This window comes from Aquirufa avitistagni (genome assembly GCF_042715545.1).
GTDB lineage: Bacteria > Bacteroidota > Bacteroidia > Cytophagales > Spirosomataceae > Aquirufa > Aquirufa avitistagni.
The window spans coordinates 1,293,133-1,310,854 of record NZ_JBBKXZ010000001.1 but is presented as its reverse complement, the minus strand read 5'-3'; the positions used below and the strand labels follow the sequence as shown (position 1 = coordinate 1,310,854).

18 protein-coding genes (1 of these 18 cut by a window edge) are annotated in these 17,722 nt (G+C 38.9%); 10 read left to right on the top strand and 8 right to left on the bottom strand.

Annotated elements, in window-relative coordinates:
* The 3 genes from tyrS to U0R10_RS05755 form a co-directional block, all read right to left on the bottom strand.
* Positions 1-1,242: the 5' portion of a tyrosine--tRNA ligase gene (tyrS, locus tag U0R10_RS05765; protein WP_377982998.1), read on the bottom strand. The gene continues 48 nt to the left of window position 1, outside the view; 1,242 of the gene's 1,290 nt are visible here — the first part of the coding sequence; the start codon lies at positions 1,240-1,242; its stop codon lies beyond the left edge, outside the window.
* Positions 1,243-1,355: 113 nt separating this feature from the next.
* Positions 1,356-2,582, bottom strand: a complete 1,227-nt coding sequence (locus U0R10_RS05760) for an S-adenosylmethionine:tRNA ribosyltransferase-isomerase (RefSeq protein ID WP_377982997.1) — start codon at positions 2,580-2,582, stop codon at positions 1,356-1,358.
* The gene (locus tag U0R10_RS05755; protein ID WP_377982996.1) at positions 2,579-3,091 is read right to left on the bottom strand and encodes a DUF1648 domain-containing protein; all 513 of its coding nucleotides are present in this window, start codon (positions 3,089-3,091) and stop codon (positions 2,579-2,581) included. Before U0R10_RS05755 ends, U0R10_RS05760 begins: the two co-directional genes overlap by 4 nt.
* A gap of 121 nt (positions 3,092-3,212) precedes the next feature.
* Between U0R10_RS05755 and U0R10_RS05750 the strand changes: the two genes are divergently transcribed.
* Positions 3,213-3,764, top strand: a complete 552-nt coding sequence (locus tag U0R10_RS05750; RefSeq protein WP_377982995.1) for a cob(I)yrinic acid a,c-diamide adenosyltransferase — start codon at positions 3,213-3,215, stop codon at positions 3,762-3,764.
* A gap of 12 nt (positions 3,765-3,776) precedes the next feature.
* Complete coding sequence (locus U0R10_RS05745; RefSeq protein ID WP_377982994.1) at positions 3,777-4,829, top strand: branched-chain amino acid aminotransferase; 1,053 nt, start codon at positions 3,777-3,779, stop codon at positions 4,827-4,829.
* Here the strand turns inward: U0R10_RS05745 and U0R10_RS05740 are convergent.
* From U0R10_RS05740 to U0R10_RS05725, 4 genes are all read right to left on the bottom strand, one after another.
* Positions 4,826-5,446 (bottom strand): hypothetical protein, encoded by a 621-nt coding sequence (locus U0R10_RS05740; RefSeq protein WP_377982993.1) that lies wholly within the window; start codon positions 5,444-5,446, stop codon positions 4,826-4,828. The genes U0R10_RS05745 and U0R10_RS05740 overlap by 4 nt on opposite strands.
* Positions 5,447-5,583: 137 nt before the next feature.
* Complete coding sequence (locus U0R10_RS05735; protein ID WP_377982992.1) at positions 5,584-6,972, bottom strand: BamA/TamA family outer membrane protein; 1,389 nt, start codon at positions 6,970-6,972, stop codon at positions 5,584-5,586.
* A gap of 40 nt (positions 6,973-7,012) precedes the next feature.
* Positions 7,013-8,647, bottom strand: coding sequence for an AMP-binding protein (locus tag U0R10_RS05730; protein WP_377982991.1), 1,635 nt, complete (start codon positions 8,645-8,647; stop codon positions 7,013-7,015).
* Positions 8,648-8,685: 38 nt separating this feature from the next.
* Positions 8,686-9,474, bottom strand: coding sequence for a biotin--[acetyl-CoA-carboxylase] ligase (locus tag U0R10_RS05725; protein ID WP_377982990.1), 789 nt, complete (start codon positions 9,472-9,474; stop codon positions 8,686-8,688).
* Between the two features lie 97 nt (positions 9,475-9,571).
* On the opposite strand from U0R10_RS05725, the gene rsfS reads away from it, so the two are divergent.
* The 8 genes from rsfS (at position 9,572) to U0R10_RS05685 (ending at position 17,341) form a co-directional block, all read left to right on the top strand.
* The gene (rsfS, locus tag U0R10_RS05720; protein WP_377982989.1) at positions 9,572-9,958 is read left to right on the top strand and encodes a ribosome silencing factor; all 387 of its coding nucleotides are present in this window, start codon (positions 9,572-9,574) and stop codon (positions 9,956-9,958) included.
* Between the two features lie 63 nt (positions 9,959-10,021).
* Positions 10,022-12,148 (top strand): ATP-dependent zinc metalloprotease FtsH, encoded by a 2,127-nt coding sequence (gene ftsH, locus U0R10_RS05715; protein ID WP_377982988.1) that lies wholly within the window; start codon positions 10,022-10,024, stop codon positions 12,146-12,148.
* Positions 12,149-12,237: 89 nt separating this feature from the next.
* Positions 12,238-12,999: a UDP-2,3-diacylglucosamine diphosphatase gene (locus tag U0R10_RS05710; protein ID WP_417281933.1), complete on the top strand. Its 762-nt coding sequence runs from the start codon at positions 12,238-12,240 to the stop codon at positions 12,997-12,999.
* Between the two features lie 43 nt (positions 13,000-13,042).
* Positions 13,043-14,020 (top strand): acyl-ACP desaturase, encoded by a 978-nt coding sequence (locus U0R10_RS05705; protein WP_377982986.1) that lies wholly within the window; start codon positions 13,043-13,045, stop codon positions 14,018-14,020.
* A gap of 4 nt (positions 14,021-14,024) precedes the next feature.
* Positions 14,025-14,558, top strand: coding sequence for a TrmH family RNA methyltransferase (locus U0R10_RS05700; protein WP_377982985.1), 534 nt, complete (start codon positions 14,025-14,027; stop codon positions 14,556-14,558).
* Between the two features lie 104 nt (positions 14,559-14,662).
* Positions 14,663-15,043 carry a hypothetical protein gene (locus U0R10_RS05695; RefSeq protein WP_377982984.1) on the top strand — a complete coding sequence of 127 codons (381 nt, stop codon included), beginning with the start codon at positions 14,663-14,665 and terminating at the stop codon, positions 15,041-15,043.
* Positions 15,044-15,141: 98 nt separating this feature from the next.
* Positions 15,142-16,032, top strand: coding sequence for an ABC transporter ATP-binding protein (locus U0R10_RS05690; protein WP_377982983.1), 891 nt, complete (start codon positions 15,142-15,144; stop codon positions 16,030-16,032).
* Between the two features lies 1 nt (position 16,033).
* Entirely contained in the window at positions 16,034-17,341 is a 1,308-nt protein-coding gene (locus U0R10_RS05685) for an ABC transporter permease (protein ID WP_377982982.1), read from the top strand.
* On the opposite strand, the gene U0R10_RS05680 is transcribed toward U0R10_RS05685, so the two are convergent.
* A complete protein-coding gene (locus U0R10_RS05680) occupies positions 17,342-17,692 on the bottom strand; it encodes a Spx/MgsR family RNA polymerase-binding regulatory protein (protein ID WP_377982981.1) in 351 nt (116 codons plus the stop codon). It abuts the gene before it with no gap.
* Between the last annotated feature and the right edge of the window lie 30 nt (positions 17,693-17,722).

The following is a 17,722-nucleotide window of genomic DNA, read 5'->3' as shown; positions in this document are numbered from 1 at the left end:
TATGTATTTACCACGAATTTTTTCAAAATCTAACGCCGCATTGGGATCTGTTACTTTAACCTTATTTACACTAACCGCATTATTTTGAATGGCTTTTCGTGCTTCTCCCTTCGATGGGAAAATTAAATTGTCTGTACCCACACTGATTAAATCCGTTAGGTTCTTGCAATCTGCTAATAACTCAGCAGATACTTCATGTATTGGCAATTGGCCCAATAATTCTTCTGAAGCTGTTGCAATTAATTCCACGGCATCTTTGGAAAACAATAGGGTAGAAGCTTCCATAACCAATGCACATACCTTTGCGCCATGAACACGTGTCGTAACTTCTTCTGCAACCGCCTTTTGTAGGATGCGCAAATGAGGCGCCTCCGCATGTTGCTTTTCTAATTCGGCTATTTGGTCTTTCGTATATAAAGTAAATACGCGGATCAAACGTGGAACGTCCGCATCCGCTGCATTTAACCAAAATTGAAAAAATGCATAAGGACTTGTTTTTTCAGCATCCAGCCACACATTACCTGATTCAGATTTACCAAATTTCGTTCCATCCGCTTTTGTTACTAATGGAGTTGTCAAAGCAAATGCCGCGCGCTCAGTCGCATCTTCATCATGGCCTTCTTTCCGGCGAATTATTTCAGTACCTGTTGTAATGTTTCCCCACTGATCTGAACCACCCATTTGAAGGCGCACATTCTTATGCTTATATAAATGATAAAAATCGTAGCCCTGTAATAATTGATAAGAGAATTCTGTGAATGAAATACCAGTTTCTAAACGCTTTTTGACCGAGTCTTTTGACATCATATAATTTACGGTCAAAAATTTCCCTGCCTCACGCAAAAATCCTAAAAAACTAAATTCTTTGAACCAATCATAATTATTAACCACTTCAGCCGAGTTTGCTCCTGCATGAAATTCTAAAAACTTTTCAAGTTGCTTCTGAATGCCTACCTGATTTGCCCGTAACGTATCTTCAGACAGAAATTCGCGTTCCGCCGCTTTTCCAGATGGATCCCCAATCATTCCAGTAGCACCACCCACTAAGGCAATAGGTTTATGACCGCATAATTGAAAGTGCTTTAGCAACATGATCGCCGCTAAATTACCTATATGTAAGCTAGGAGCTGTTGGATCAAAACCAATATAGGCCACTGTCATTTCTTTGGCTAATTGATCCTCTAATCCAGGAATCATATCCTGTAACATGCCTCTCCAGCGCAATTCTTCAATGAAATTCATATCTATTGTATTTAGCCCCTAGTTACTAGTCGCTAGTGCGTATTTATCAACTTCTTTTCAGCGTCTAACGTCTAATTTTTTCTTGGGCCACAAATTTAGTAATTCACTTGGAATTATTTTTGTTCATTGAAAAACAAACATGCGTCGCCATAACTTAGAAAGCGATACTTTTTTTCAACTGCCTCTTCATAGATTTTCTTCCAATCATCCCCAATAAGTGCAGATACAAGTACCAGAAGTGTTGATTTTGGCTGATGGAAATTAGTAACTAAGGCATCACAAAAACGGAATTTATAGGTTGGCATAATCAATAGTTCCGTTTGCGCAATCCATGAATCCCGATTACTGTCTACTAAATACGCAATCAAGGCTTCTAAGGCTGCTTGGTTTGAGTATGTTTCCCGCGTGTGGTAGGCAAACTCCTTTGGAATGACTAATCCCTCTTCAGGTATAGGGCGATTCTCTAATAACCAAACTCCAGACCAATACAAACTTTCCATGGCGCGCATGGCAGTTGTCCCAATGGGAATGAAGGGTCCTTTGTGTTGGTTGATTTCTTGAATAAATTCTTTGGTAAAAATTAACTGCTCCCGATGCATGGGATGATTTCTAATTTCACCCTCTTTGACTGGTAGAAACGTCCCAGCGCCTACATGTAGTGTCAAATAGCTCTCTTTGATGCCTTTTTTGTGTAAGGCATCAAAAATCTCTGGCGTAAAATGAAGACTTGCCGTAGGGGCGGCAACCGCACCTAAGACATTAGAGAAGATTGTTTGATATCTATCTTGGTCTGAAGCCTCTGATTCCCTTTCCATGTAGGGAGGGAGTGGCATTTGGCCAATAATATCCAGCAATTCTGCAAATGAATAATCTCCATTCCAACGTATGCTTACTTGATTTGATTCACGATCAATCCATTCGAATGATAACTCAATTGAGTCTTCTGAGGAAGTAACAACTTTTCGAAGTATTTCCCCTGATTTCCATCGTTTCTTATTTCCAATCAAACATTCCCAGCGAGATTCACCTTGTTGTTCCATGACAACTTGGGTAGCGACATTGTTTTCAATTGGCTTAAGAAGAAATAGTTCTATGGTTGTTCCTGTAGGCTTTTGGATATGAATCCGAGCGGGAATTACTTTGGTATTATTGCAAATCAACAAGCTGTTTGTTGGCAATAAATTAGGAAACTCCTTAAAAATCGTATGGTTGATGTGTGGTCGCTTGTATACCAGTAAACGTGATCCATCCCGCTGATCCGTGGGAAAAAAGGCAATTTGGGAATCTGGTAAGTGATAATCAAACGCCTGAATGGAAACATCGGGCATATTTTTAATCATAGCTCTTCGTCAGTTGAATTAGGGTAGCTCCATAAGCGAGCTGGTAAATAAATCATCCAAATTAGAAAAAGGGCAATACCTACTTTAGGCAAATAACTATAATCGGCCTGATTTGTACGCTCATCATTTAGTAATAAGAGCACGCGAAATACCAGGATTAAATACGTATTAATTAAAGCCAATAAAAAATGAATCCAGTGTACACAAGTTTGTTGAATGATTAAGTCGCCTTTTTGGGCAAATGCGTTTAAAAAATTACCAAAATAAGAACGCGGTATTTTTTCAACACTTTTGATCAACAACAAACCTAAAACATTTAAAATAGTGACAATGGCTGCTGTTAAATAGAAGATTTCTTCTTTGGGTAAAAAGCCATCCCCACGTCCCGTTTCGCCAAAATGCACGGCTGTTGGATCAGGTAAACCGCGGTAAACAAAAAGTAAACTGATGCCAAATGCGATCATGGATAACACGCGCCAAACTCGGGAAATAAATTTATCTATTGACATATCGTTGAAAAAGTTCACAAAATTAGTTTTGAAAAGCTTAAGACCCTAATGTTTCTTTGTATTTGATAAATACACGCTTTCTTTTGGATTAAACGCTGAAAAAACTATTTTTGTTATTCATATGAAAATCTACACAAAACAAGGCGATAAAGGCTTTACCCGTTTGGCCGATGGCAAAGGAATCGCGAAGTCCGATTACCGATTAGAAGCGATCGGTGATATTGATGAGCTAAATTGCCACATGGGTTTGTTGATTTGCCGCGTTGAGCCAAAGCTTGCGCAAAAACTGCAGCTAATTCAATCAAGCTTGTTTGTTCTGGGGGCATATGTCGCTAGTGATTCTCCTAAAGATCTTGGTAACATGGAATTGATTTCCTTGAAGGACATTGTAGCCTTAGAGGAGAATATCGATGAAATGGATGCTCAATTAAGTCCTATGCGGTTTTTTATTTTACCAGGTGGACATGAAAGTATTGCCACCGCACAGATCACTCGGACCGTTTGTAGGCGCGCGGAGCGGAGTTTAATTCGCTGGGTGCAAGCCACGGAACAACCTAATTATGAAATTGCCATCGCTTATATCAATCGATTGTCTGATTACTTATTCATGACATGTCGTTTTTTACACCACAGCCTAGGCATACCTGAGATTCCATGGAATTCAGGAAAATAAACTTTTATTCTAATGCAAATACAGATACAACCCACTTCGAGTTCACGTATTGACCAAGTAGATTTCGACAACCTTACGTTCGGCCGAAGTTTCGCTGACCACATGTTGGTGGCCGAGTATGCAGACGGCGCATGGCAAAGTGTTACGATTCAGCCTTATGGTCCGTTGGCGTACCAACCAGCCATGATGTCGCTACATTATGGCCAATCGATATTTGAAGGGATGAAAGGGTATCGGTCTGTTTCTGGTGATATTCAAGTTTTTCGTCCGGAAGAGAATTTGAAACGATTTAATAAGTCAGCTCTTCGCATGTGCATGCCTGAGGTTCCTAAAGAGATTTTTTTGGATGGCTTGCGTACATTACTCAAACTTGATCAAGCTTGGGTCCCAGCAAAAGAAGGTTGCTCGTTGTACATACGTCCATTTATGTTTGCTACAGATGAATATGTGGGTGTTACTCCATCAAATACCTATAAGTTTATCATTTTCAATTGTCCTGTGGGTTCATATTATACCAAACCGCTTCGTGTACGCGTTGAAACAGAATTTATTCGCGCGGCCAAAGGAGGTGTAGGTTTTGCTAAAAATGCAGGCAATTATGGAGGTTCTTTGTTTCCTACACAAAATGCGATAAAAGACGGTTATGATCAAATTATTTGGACCGATGCGGCGACACATCAGTTTGTTGAGGAAGCAGGTACTATGAATTTGATGTTTGTTGTTAATGGAAGTTTAGTGACGGCACCTACAGGAGATACGATTTTAGATGGCGTTACACGTAAATCTGTATTGCAAATTGCCAAAGATTGGGGTATGGATGTTCAAGAACGTCCTTTGTCTATCAAAGAGTTGATTCAAGGAATTCAAAGCGGAGTTGTTACTGAAGCATTTGGTGCTGGTACTGCTGCCGTTATTGCGCCAATCGCCACGATTGGATTTGAGGGCATAGATTATCACCTCCCAGCTCGTAAGGACGATGATTTTTCAGTAAAGGTCTACAATGAAATAAACCAAATTCGTCTTGGTCAAATTCCAGATGCACGTGGTTGGATTTGGAAGGTTTAATTGATTAAGCTGTAGGTCAACTTTATTCCTGGATCTTTAGGTGTGCTCACATTCTCGATGTGGATGTTCGTTTTGTCTTTAGAAATCCATGTACTGCCTTTCTCGACAGTTCTTTTTTGTCCGAATTTGACGGTAAAGTATTGTTCGAATTCGTCTAATAGCTTATTTGCCTCCGTCTTATCTTCTACATATATATCAAATACCACTTGAATAATTTGATTTTGATTATTTGTAAGGTATACGATATCTACAAAGTTTAAATCACTATCATCCAGGTAAAGGGAGTATGATTTGCCATTCGTTGGTTGACTCTCAGAAAGTTCAATTTTTTCATTTAGTGAGCTAAGTGATTGAAGCCATCGGATATTTCGAACAACTGCCGTATCACTCAGGGTTATTTTTTGAAATGTTTTAGATGCGCTAGACCAATATTTCTGTGATTCAGTTTGTGAGATCATAGAGTCATTTGCCTCTTCTCCTTGCCCCTTGTCTTGATTACATCCTGTCATAAGGCTACCAATCACGACATAGGTGATAATTGAAAACTTAAATAGTCTGAAGTAGGTGGAGAATTGCATGAGTTTTACTTGCTTACGTTCAAAAATAAAGAATTTCAATCAGCTAAAAATTATTCTTTCAGAAAATATTCTTATTTTTGCACTGCTCAAATAAGAATTTAGAATCTAACAATATTTAAGACTATTAGTGGTTAGGTATTTTATAAAGAAACCGGTCAATGACTGGTTTTTTTTTGTTAAAATTCGCGACCAAGCGCGACAACCATACCTGTTTTTCCACCATTAGTCACAGGGAAACCCACCCGAGCAACGAAATTATAATACGTAACAAAGTCAACTCCAAGCCCAGTTCCGAATAGCCATTTATTCGCATTCTTTGATGATTCAATGAACGGATTATACACGTAACCTATATCAGCGAATACGGTAGGATAAATGGCAATTGGTATTTGATTAATTTGTTTGAATGGTAAAAATGGAATGTGAAAAGTTCTTGAAAACAACTGAAATTTCGCGGTATTTCGCCACAGGAAAAAACCTGTACCATCAATAACGTTTAGTTCATATCCACGAACGAGGTCGTTGGCATATCCAAATCCCCGTTGATTTGCATAGGGGATATAGGTATCACGGCTAATTTTTGCTTTCACCTGTGTAGCTATAAAAAAATTATTTCCAAGGTCGAAAAAATAAGCTGCAGACGCACTAGATTCCCAAAAATCAACGTGTTCTCGAGGAGAAAGTCCATATTTTGTAAAGATTACATCTAGTTTTCTTCCTCTTAGTGGGTAGTTAATGAAGTCTCGGAAGTCATAGGAGAATGCGTATTCGAGCTGGCTAAAATTTTGGCTTAGTTGGCCTTGGCCAAAATACGCTGGATTAAGTTGAGCGACACTTTTGTCAATGTTTGCATGGGTATATTTAAATTCTATTCGTTGGAAATCATAAAATCGAAATCTTTTTCGAAATTCGATACTCCCAGTCCATTTTTCCGCTATAAATTGATTTGAATTTTTATAGGCAAGCGTATCTGAAATAGTTTTATAGGGGACGTTTTTAAGTGAAGCATATTGCCAGTTCAATAGTAGTCCAATGGTCTTTTTGCGATCTAGGTACGGATTTTGGTATACGAATTCATATTTGTTATTGAATCCAGTTTCAGCATTTAAGAACACTTTTTCATTCCGACCCATGAAATTGTTATGCCTAAAATTGAGCCCATATATAGCTCGATCAAAATCCTTTCCCCGTGACCACCAATCATTGAAATTTCGATCAGCCAATTGGAACAAGGGATACGCTAAAACATACCATTGTTCGAGAAATTCAAAAATGACACTTATCCTTCCGTTGGGTAGTTGATGGTAATCAGATTTCACCCAAATGAACAGATTGGTGTTCATCAACTTTCTTCGATTGAATTCAATACGGTTGGGTAATTCTGAAACTTGGAGTGAATCTCGCTCGAAAAAATCGAGTTCTCTACGCAAAATGCTCAATTTTGTGCGCTCATTCCCTTTGAAGATAATGGTATCTACTGCAATATTTTGACATAAAGCTGGAAGTGTTTTCCCAATGACTAAAAGAATAATACAATAAATGGCTAATTGGTACTTTGGGCGCATTGTTTCAATTTACACAAAACTTGCTGCTTCAGAAATTAAATTATTCGAAAATAATCGATTCATTTAGGGCATACCACGGTTCGATGAAACTATTGACATTTTGTTCAATTTCCATTCGTCGAATTTTTAATGTGGGTGTTAAGCACTTATTTTCTACTGTCCATTCATCCCTTAAAATGATAAGCTTCTGTACATGCTCGTATTTTTTGAATTGTGGATTGATTTGAATGCGCAATGCTTCAAAGGCTTCTGTTGCCTGATTTAGGGACAAAGATTTTGCGTATTGGCTTGGTACAATTAATGCGATGGGCTGAGGTAAATTTATTCCAACCACACAAACTTGCTCAACAAGATTGCTAAGCGATAATTGGTTTTCGATTGGCGCAGGTGAGACATATTGGCCTTTAGCTGTTTTGAAATTGTCTTTTACTCGGCCAATAATCTTTAAAAAATTGTCGGCATCAATTTCCCCCATATCACCTGTTTTTAACCATTCTCCATCAAATAATTCAGCCGTAATATGGTCTGCTTTGTAATATCCAGCTGTATTATAGGCAGATTTCATCTGTATTTCACCTGTGTGGGAATCAATTCGTGTTTCACAAATTGGATGTACTTTGCCTACATAGCCAAGGCGGATATCATGGCGGGGCATAAACGTATTGAGTCCCATGTTTTCGGTCATTCCGTAAGCTTCTTGTATGTATAGCCCTATTTTTTGAAACCATGCACTTAATTCGGGTGGCATGGGTGCGGCGCCGGTCAACAAGAAATAGGCTTGGTCGAGGCCAAGTCCTTTTTGTATTTTTTTCTTGATTAGGTTATTTAGTACTGGAATTTTCAACAATAAATTTAATTTCTTTTCGCCTCCTATCTTTTGAAGAATTCCTTCTTGAAATTTGGCCCAAATACGTGGTACAGCTAAGAAGTGCGTTGGTCGAGTGAATGCTAAATTTTGCTGAAAACTAGTTAGATTCTCGACAAAATATATGGTTCCTCCAGCGGCTATTCCTGCAAATTCAACGATATTTCGCTCGGCGATGTGACAAAGTGGTAAGTAGGAAATAAACCGTGTGTTTCGTTTTTCTAAGTAAGCTAAATCGCGGGCTAAATTTAATGCGATGGTAATTGCTTTGAAGGTAAGCATGACGCCTTTGGGCGTACCGGTGGTTCCTGATGTGTAGACAATGGTTGCAATCGAGTCAGGTTGGTTTACAGCTGCCGCTTCTAGTGTTTCTCCTGAATCAATAATTTTTTGCCAAGAGGTTCCCGATTTGCAGGGACTATCAGGGGTATAAATTACATGGATGTGCGCGGGAATCCCTAATTTTATTTCTTCCCAGTTATCAAGTTTGCCAACGACCAAAATTTGGCAATCAGAATGAATAAGTACCTGATTGAATTGTTCACTGGTCAAGGTTGGATAAAATGGAACTGATATGGCTCCAGCATATTCGATTGCAAGATCTGAAAGAATCCAATGGGCTGAATTTTTCGACAAAATTCCGATATGTCGAGGTTTATCAGCTTCAAGCGTATTCATGAAATAGCCTGCTATTTTTTTGACTTGAATAGCTGAATCTTCGTACGAGTAATCAGTATATTGGTCGCCGTATGGTTGCTTGAGGAAAACATTTGACGGAGTAAACTCGGCCCAATGAAGAAAATTGGACAAATTGCTTTGATAGGTTTTGAGCACGCGGTTTAGAGATTTTATTCGCTAAAAATAAAATTTAATTCTTTGATATCATAACCTTTTACTTGCCCATCTACTTCGATTTGTATGAGTCCTTTGGCATCCACTTCGAGTATCTTTCCTTTAAATTCACCAGCTGTGTCACGAAATGTGTGCCATTCCTGATTTCTAAATAGATTTTGATGGTATTTTTCGTCGATCAGTTGAAATTCCCGTTTGGTAAATTGATGATAGTAATTTTCAATCCCCAGGGAAATAAAATCAAACACATTTGATACGTTGATTAAATTTTGGGTGGGAGTCCATTGGCGTAGCGATGTTGCGCGTAGACCATCAAAAGCAGTTTGGTTAATGTTTAGACCAATACCAATAATCGCAAATGCCCATTTACCAGATTGGAAATTACTTTCAATGAGAATTCCGCCAAGTTTAAACTCGTCAATATAGATATCGTTAGGCCATTTTATCGATACGGGAATTGGATGGCCAACTTCCTGCTGGGCCCAATTTTGGACTCCTTCGATTACCCCTAGAGCGACACATTTACTCAAGTAGAATTGATCGGAGAGTAATTCGTGTGGCGGCTTTAGTACGTAGGATACAAGTAGATTTTGGTTTGGTTCTGCATGCCATTTGTTTCCTCTTTGTCCTTTACCCGCTGTTTGATGTCCAGCTATCCAGGCAAATCCTTCCGGTAAATTGAGCGTTAATGTCTCTTCAAAAGCAAGCACATTCGTGGACGCGCAGGACTCGATATATTTTGTGAATTTGCCTATGAACCGTGAGGGGGCTTGGTAATTGTTCAACTTTTCTTTGTAATTTTAGCTTTACAAGAACAAATTTAATTGTTTATTCGTTATACGGTCTTGAATGATTCCGTTTATTATAATTTAATACATATTTATGGCCAAAAGTACCCTAAAAACCCCCACCATGGAAGCATCTGAAGAACTAGCAAATTGGGTGGTGAAAGGAATGCAAGAAAAGAAGGCACAAGAGATCGTCGTGATGGACTTGCGTGAAGTACACAATGCATTTACAGATTTTTTTGTTGTTTGTTCAGGTACATCAGATACTCAGATTGAAGCGATTGCGGATTCTGTAGATAAAGAAGTTTGGGAATCAGGAAAGTTTCATGTGCACACAGTGGAGGGGAAAGCGAATCGCGAGTGGATTTTGATGGATTATTATGACGTAATTGTTCACGTTTTTTTAAAGGACAAGCGTGAATTTTTCAAATTAGAGGAACTGTGGGGGGACGCAAAGTTCACGTACATACCTGAAGCTTAAATTTTTCAGTCATCGAACTATTTTTGCTTCGATGTGTGTTAATAGCCCAAATTAAACAAACTAATGGCAAAACAAGGAAACAGTTTTAAAAACAAAAAACTATCGGGGATGCCCCCACGTTTACCCAAAAAACCAGTTGGAGGAATGCAGAGTTGGATGATTATCGGTCTCATGATTGCGATGGTCAGTATGTTTTTCTTCACAAAGCAACGCACATTACAAGAGATTAATCAGCGTCAATTTGAATCTATGGTGATTCAAAAAGAGGTAGAATCGGTTGTCATTGTGAATGATAAGTTAGTTGAGGTAAGTTTAAAGCCAAGTTTTGTTTCGAAGTATTTCAAAAATTCGCCGCAAGGATTAATTCCTGTCAAACAAGGCCCTCATTTTGAATTTTCTATTATTTCGAAGGAAGGTTTCGAGCATTTTCTAGAAGATAGACAAAAAGATTTTCCTCGAAATGAGCGCATATTTGCTACTCCGGAGACTCGTACTGGTCCATTGGATTGGTTGGGAACTTGGGGTTTCTTCATCTTAATGGGTCTTAGTTTTTACTTTTTGTTTTTCCGAATGGGAGGCAGCGGTGGTGGTGGCGGCCAGATTTTCAATATTGGACGCAGTCGAGCAACATTAATTGAAGGTGAATCAAAAGTGAAAGTTACATTTGATGATGTTGCCGGACTTGATGAAGCCAAAGAGGAAATTCAAGAGATTGTTGAGTTTTTAAAATTTCCGAAGAAATTCACGGATCTAGGTGGTAAAATCCCCAAGGGTGCCCTTTTAGTAGGCCCTCCAGGTACAGGTAAAACCTTGTTAGCAAAAGCAGTTGCCGGCGAAGCGGGTGTGCCGTTTTTCTCTTTATCTGGTTCTGATTTTGTAGAGATGTTTGTGGGCGTAGGTGCTGCGCGTGTACGTGATTTATTCAAGCAAGCCAAAGAGAAAGCTCCTTGTATTATTTTTATTGATGAGATCGATGCAGTAGGTCGTTCTCGTGGACGTGGGCAGATGCCGGGTTCAAATGATGAGCGTGAGAATACACTTAACTCATTGTTGGTGGAAATGGATGGATTTGCAACAGATTCAGGTATTATCATCATGGCGGCAACTAACCGTCCTGACGTTTTGGATGCTGCATTGTTACGCCCAGGTCGTTTTGATCGCCAAATTTCGATTGACAAACCTGATATTATTGGACGTGAAGCAATTTTCAAGGTGCATTTAAAGCCGTTGAAATTAGCTGCTGATATTGATCCTAAAGAGTTGTCGGCACAAACACCTGGTTTTGCTGGGGCAGAGATTGCCAACGTATGTAATGAGGCGGCACTAATTGCAGCTCGTCGTAGTAAGACAGCGGTGGATATGGATGATTTCCAAGAGGCTATGGATCGTGTGATTGGGGGGTTAGAAAAGAAGAATAAAATCATTAATCCATTAGAAAAGAAAATTGTAGCTTTTCATGAGGCTGGCCATGCGATTGCTGGTTGGTTTTTAGAGCATGCCAATCCTTTGGTCAAAGTTTCGATTGTGCCACGTGGGGTAGCGGCATTGGGTTATGCGCAATACTTACCTAAAGAGCAATTTTTATATCGTACGGAACAATTAATGGATGAGATGTGCGTGACATTGGGTGGCCGTGCTGCAGAAGAAATTGTGTTTGGAAAGATTTCTACTGGTGCGCAGAATGATTTAGAGCGAATAACTAAATTGGCTTATTCGATGGTTACGGTTTACGGTATGAATGAAAAATTGGGTAATATTTCATATTACGATTCCAAAGGTTCAGATTATCAATTCAATAAGCCGTATTCTGAGACGACAGCGCGCGAAATTGACGAAGAGGTTCGTAAAATAATTGCAGAGGCATATACGCGAACTAAGAAGTTATTGCAATCTAAAAAAGATAAGTTGACTATTCTGGCTGAGCAACTTTTGGAAAAAGAAGTTCTGTTCCAAAGTGATTTAGAAGCCTTAGTTGGCCCACGTCCTTTTGAACAATTAACATCTTACCAAGAGTTTATTAAAGGAGAAACAGAGAAGAAACGTCAAGATGCAAAGGATGAGCGTCAGTTAGCTGAGGAGAAGAAGCAAACAGCCAAGAAAACGGTTGCTAAATCGAAAGAAGCGGATACTTCACCTACTCCAGTTAAGAAGGCAGCGCCGAGAAAGCGGAGTCCTAAAAAAGAAGATTAGCCAATGGGGTGGGAATTCCCGCCCCATTTTTTTTGTATATGATTACCTTACCAATCCCTGAAGGGAAAAAAATTTATTGTATTTCAGATATGCATTTAGGCTTTCCTAATGCTGCTGAATCGCGCATTCGAGAAAATCAGTTAATCGCTTGGATGGATCAGATTTCAGCTGATGTATCCGACTTATTTTTGGTAGGGGATATTTTTGATTTCTGGTTCGAATACAAGCTCGTTGTTCCGAAAGGCTTTATTCGATTTTTTGGAAAGCTAGCATCTTTAGCTGACTCTGGTGTACGCATTCATGTGTTTGTAGGCAATCATGATCTTTGGATGAATGACTATCTAAGTGAGGAGTGCAACGCTCAAATTTATCGGACATTGACTGATTTTGAATTTCGGTTTACAAATCATGTTACGCGCGTTTGCATAGGACATGGTGATGGAATTGGTCCGGGTGATTATGGATACAAATTACTCAAAAAGGTATTTCTGAATCCGATTGCTCAATTTTTGTTTCGTTATCTGCATCCTGATTTTGGGGTAAGATTGGCTCATTTATGGTCAGGTACTCGAAAAACTACTGCCATTAAAAATGGTGAGGTGTTATTTGATTCAGCAACAGACTATATCGTATTGGCCATCAAAGAACGTTTGTTGGCAGATCAATCAACGCAAAAAGGAATACAAGCTTATATTTGTGGTCATCGGCATCATGCGATTAATTTACCTTTAACTACTGGCGTTTCATATTATAACTTGGGAGATTGGTTTAGTCCAGAATTTAAGCAAGCCTACGTATTGCAAATAAGTGAAGCGGGTTTTGATTTTGTAAAATTTCAGCCTTTTTGCTAATATTTCTCGTATATTGAAACTTTATTGTTAACCAAGCATCTTTATGTCTCAATTTCACACACGTCTTGAAGTAATGTCTGAGCTAGCCAAAAATATGGATAGTTACATGAAGGATTTTTTAAATCCTATTGATTCTAATTGGCAGCCTTCAGATATGCTTCCGGATTCTACCAAGGATAATTTTTTCCAAGAAGTGAAATTGTTGCAGGAAGCTGCAAATGAATTGCCTTATGATTATTGGGCGGTTTTGATTGGAGATACCATTACGGAAGAGGCTTTGCCAACGTACGAATCATGGTTACTTGGCATGGAGACTGTTGATCAATTGGATCAAGAGAATGGTTGGGTTAAATGGATTCGCAATTGGACCGCAGAGGAGAATCGTCACGGTAAGTTATTAGGTACCTATCTTTATTTGTCAGGTAAAGTTGACATGCGCGCTGTAGCTATTTCCACACAGCACTTAATTGCAGATGGTTTTGATATTGGAACTTCTGCAGATCCGTATCGCAATTTTGTATACACTTCTTTTCAAGAATGGGCGACTAACATTTCTCACCGTAGAACTGCATCTTTGGCGAAGCAACATGGGAATTCGAATTTATCGCGCATGTGTGCTCAAATTGCGGCAGATGAATTACGTCATGCGAAAGCTTATAAAGCTTTTGTAGCTGAGATATTTAAATTGGATCCATCTGAAATGATGTTGGCATTTGCTGACATGATGAAAAAGAAAATTGTGATGCCTGCTCACTTTCTACGGGAGATGAATGGGGCGAAGAGTTCTTTGTTTGATCATTTTTCAGATGCTGCTCAACGTATCGGCGTATATACTACATTAGATTATACGACCATTATGCAAGGTTTGATTCAAGACTGGGATTTAGAAAGTGTTCGTGGCTTAAGTGATCAGGCTGAAAAGGCTCGTGATTATGTCATTGCTTTGCCAGCTCGTTTAGAGCGATTAGCGGAGCGCGTAAAAGTTCCTGAATTAGCCTATCCGTTTAGCTGGATCGTTTAGTTGTATGCCTCAAAAGTTGTCATTGGATGAGTTGAATCGGCTCGATGTTACGTCCTTTAAGCAGGTAGAAAAGTTTCCTTTTGTTTTCGTATTGGATGATATTCGAAGTATGAATAACATTGGATCAGCTTTTAGGACAGCTGATTCATTTCGTTGTACACATGTTTATTTATGTGGAATTACTGCCAAACCCCCACATCGGGAGATTTCAAAGACCGCATTAGGGGCAGATGAATCAGTAAATTGGTCATATTTTGAATCACCCGAGAAGTGTTTTGACCATCTGGTTGAAAGTGGTTATGAAGTATATTGTATCGAACAGGTAGACCAATCTATACCCTTGCAAGAATTCGTTCCATTGGATGGAAAGAAATATGCATTTGTGTTTGGCAATGAGGTTTTTGGGGTAAATGATGTTTGGATTAATCAATCAAAAGGATCTATCGAGATACCCCAGTTTGGCACAAAACATTCATTAAATGTGTCTGTAACCATGGGTATTGTGGCTTGGGATTTTGTATCTAAATCAGTTCTTTAAAAATTCTAATATTAAATTTTTCCATTGTTCTAAAAACTTAACATCGATAAGTTTTTAGTTGTCATTTCTTTACTTAGATTTAGCAAAATTATAATGTTAAGATTATGGATAAGAATAAAAAGGTATTAGAAGGGCAATTGAGTTCACTAATTTTACCCAAATTAACAGGATTAACGGAGAAAAATGCAAAGAAGGTTCTCCATGAAGTTGAGAAGGCCATTGGCGAAATCGTCAAAAAATACGCTAAATTAACTTTAGAGCAAGATAAAGAAGCAGCTAAGGTCAAAGCTAAAGCGGATAAGCTTAAGCAGAAATTGGCAGAGAAGGAAGCCAAGAAAAGGAAAAAGCTAGCCAAAAAAGCAGAGGAATTAAAGCAAGTCACTCTGTTGATGCGAAAAGAAACAGGATCTGCTCCTGCAAAAGTTGCCACAAAAGCTCCGGTTAAGTCTGTTGCAAAGTCTACATCTAAGTCTGTTAAAAAGTAAATAGATAAATTTATCACTGATTTAAAGCGTTCATCCCTAATCTAAATTGGGGTGAACGCTTTTTTTTATCTTTGAATATTCATTCATGACAAACATTTATGTTACTATCTATACGGAATTTAGGGAAGCGTTATGCGGACCATGTGGCATTGTCGGATGTGAACTTGGAAATTCCCAAAGGGAAGATTTTTGGTTTATTAGGTCCTAATGGGGCTGGGAAAACATCCTTAATTCGAATAATTACCCAAATCACGGGACCAGATTCCGGTGAGATACTTTTTGATGGAGAGCCTCTACGGTTAGCGCATGCGGATCAGATAGGTTATTTGCCTGAGGAGCGCGGTTTGTATAAGAAGATGAAGGTAGGTGAGCAACTCTTGTATTTGGCTCAATTGAAGGGAATGCCTAAGGATGAGGCAATTGCTAAATTGAAAGAATGGTTTATTCGCTTGGATATTAAAGAGTGGTGGAATAAGCCGGTTGATGATTTATCTAAAGGAATGCAGCAAAAGACTCAATTTATTGCTACGGTGGTACATGAGCCGAAATTGCTGATTTTGGATGAACCATTTTCGGGTTTTGATCCCATCAATGCCAATATGTTGAAGGATGAGATTTTGGCCATCAAAGCGCGCGGTACAACCGTTTTGTTTTCTACGCATCGTATGGAGTCTGTAGAAGAGTTATGTGATGAGATAGCCTTAATTAATCACGCACAAGTGGTGCTATCGGGTAATAAAGATGAAGTCCAAAATCGATATAAGAAGAATCAATTCTCGATTCGTTTTGAAGGTGAGTTATTGTCGATTCCTGGGATTGAGATTGTTTCCCATGAATCTGTTGGTCATGCGATATTGCGTTTTTCGGAAGGGATGGGAACTAACGAGGCGATTGCCTTATTGATTCAGCATATTCGTTTGTTGGAATTCAAGGAAGTGATTCCATCTTTTAATGATATTTTTATTCAAGTAGTTAGCGAAACCAATTGATATGAATAAGATTTTACTGGTTATTCAGCGTGAATACGTAACGCGTGTGTTGAAAAAATCCTTTTGGATTTCATCTTTGTTGGCTCCCGTTTTAATCACAGCCATCTATGCGATTCCTATTTGGTTAGCCATGAAAGATAAGGAGCAGAAGCAAATCGCAATTTTCGATCAAAGCCATTTACTTAAATCGGCCGATTTACAAGATAAGGAGTTGGTGTTCACCTTTACAAATGTGCCTGAACAGGTCTACAAGACCCAGTTTGCCAAGTCAGGTTACGATGCCTTTGTGAGTATTCCTGTGGATGTTTTATCAAATCCGAAAGGTGTACATATTTATTCATCAAAGAATATTGGACTTAACTTAAAAGAATCTGTCGAGCGCTTGATTCAGAATAAAGTACGACAGGAATTGATGTATAAGGCCGGGATTTCAGCGAAGGTATATGAGGATACGCAGGTTAATATTGCTAGTGAGACTATTACGGTGTCTGAAAATGGGGGAGAAACAAGTTCCAGTTCTGCTGGGGCGATGATTTTGGCGGGTATTATGGGCTTAATTTTATATGTCACGCTCTTACTTTACGGCTCGCAAGTGATGAATGGTGTCATTGAAGAAAAGAGTAATCGGATCATTGAGGTGATTATTTCTTCTGTGAAGCCCTATCAATTAATGCTAGGGAAAATTATCGGGGTAGGGCTTGTGGGCCTAACGCAATTCCTTTTATGGATTGTATTAACAATAGGATTAACTCAAGTGACCGGGAAAATATATGCTTCTAAGGCGAAAGCGATTGTGTCAGTTGACCAAGGAAAGGGCTCCGCTGACATGCGTAATGCCATGCAAGATTCTCCGATGGGTGAGGTGACGAAGGTGCTGGAGAGTACGAATATTCCACTGATTCTGATGGCCTTTTTATTTTATTTTTTCGTTGGGTATTTGCTATATAGCTCTTTGTTTGCAGCCATCGGGTCTGCTGTTGAGAGTGCCACAGAAGCGCAACAATTCACGTTTATTGTCATGATTCCCATCATCCTGTCATTTTTGTTGGCACAATACACCATGCAAGACCCGGACAGTACAGTTGCTTTTTGGGCATCGATGATTCCGTTTACTTCACCGATTAACATGATGGTACGCTTGCCTTATGGGGTTCCTGTATGGGAATTGGTTCTTTCGATGAGTCTTTTGGTGGTTGGATTTTTAGCTTGTAGCTGGATTTCAGCGCGTATTTACCGCGTCGGAATTTTAATGTATGGCAAAAAAGCCACGTGGAAAGAATTGTCTAAATGGCTTTTTTATAAGGGATAATTAGTTATTTAGCCACTTATCTAATTCTTCGGAATTAAATCCAGCGATGATTCGTTTTCCATCTGTGATAATGGGACGTTTGATCGCTGAATTTTTTTCTAACAAAAAGGAAAATGCAGCGGAGTTTTTGGCTAAAGATGCTTTAGTTTCATCAGGTAATTGTCGGTACGTGGATCCTTGCTTATTCAACACTTTTTCGAGCCCAAGTGTATCGATGAATCCTTGTAAAATGGGTTCTGTGATACCTTCTTTTTTGTAATTATGAAAGGTGAATTCAACGCCTTTTGCTTGTAAGAATTCAAAGGTTTTTTTCATTGTATTACAAGCGGGAATACCATAGACTGTTAGCATGTTATTTTTTATTTAAAATCATTCCCACCT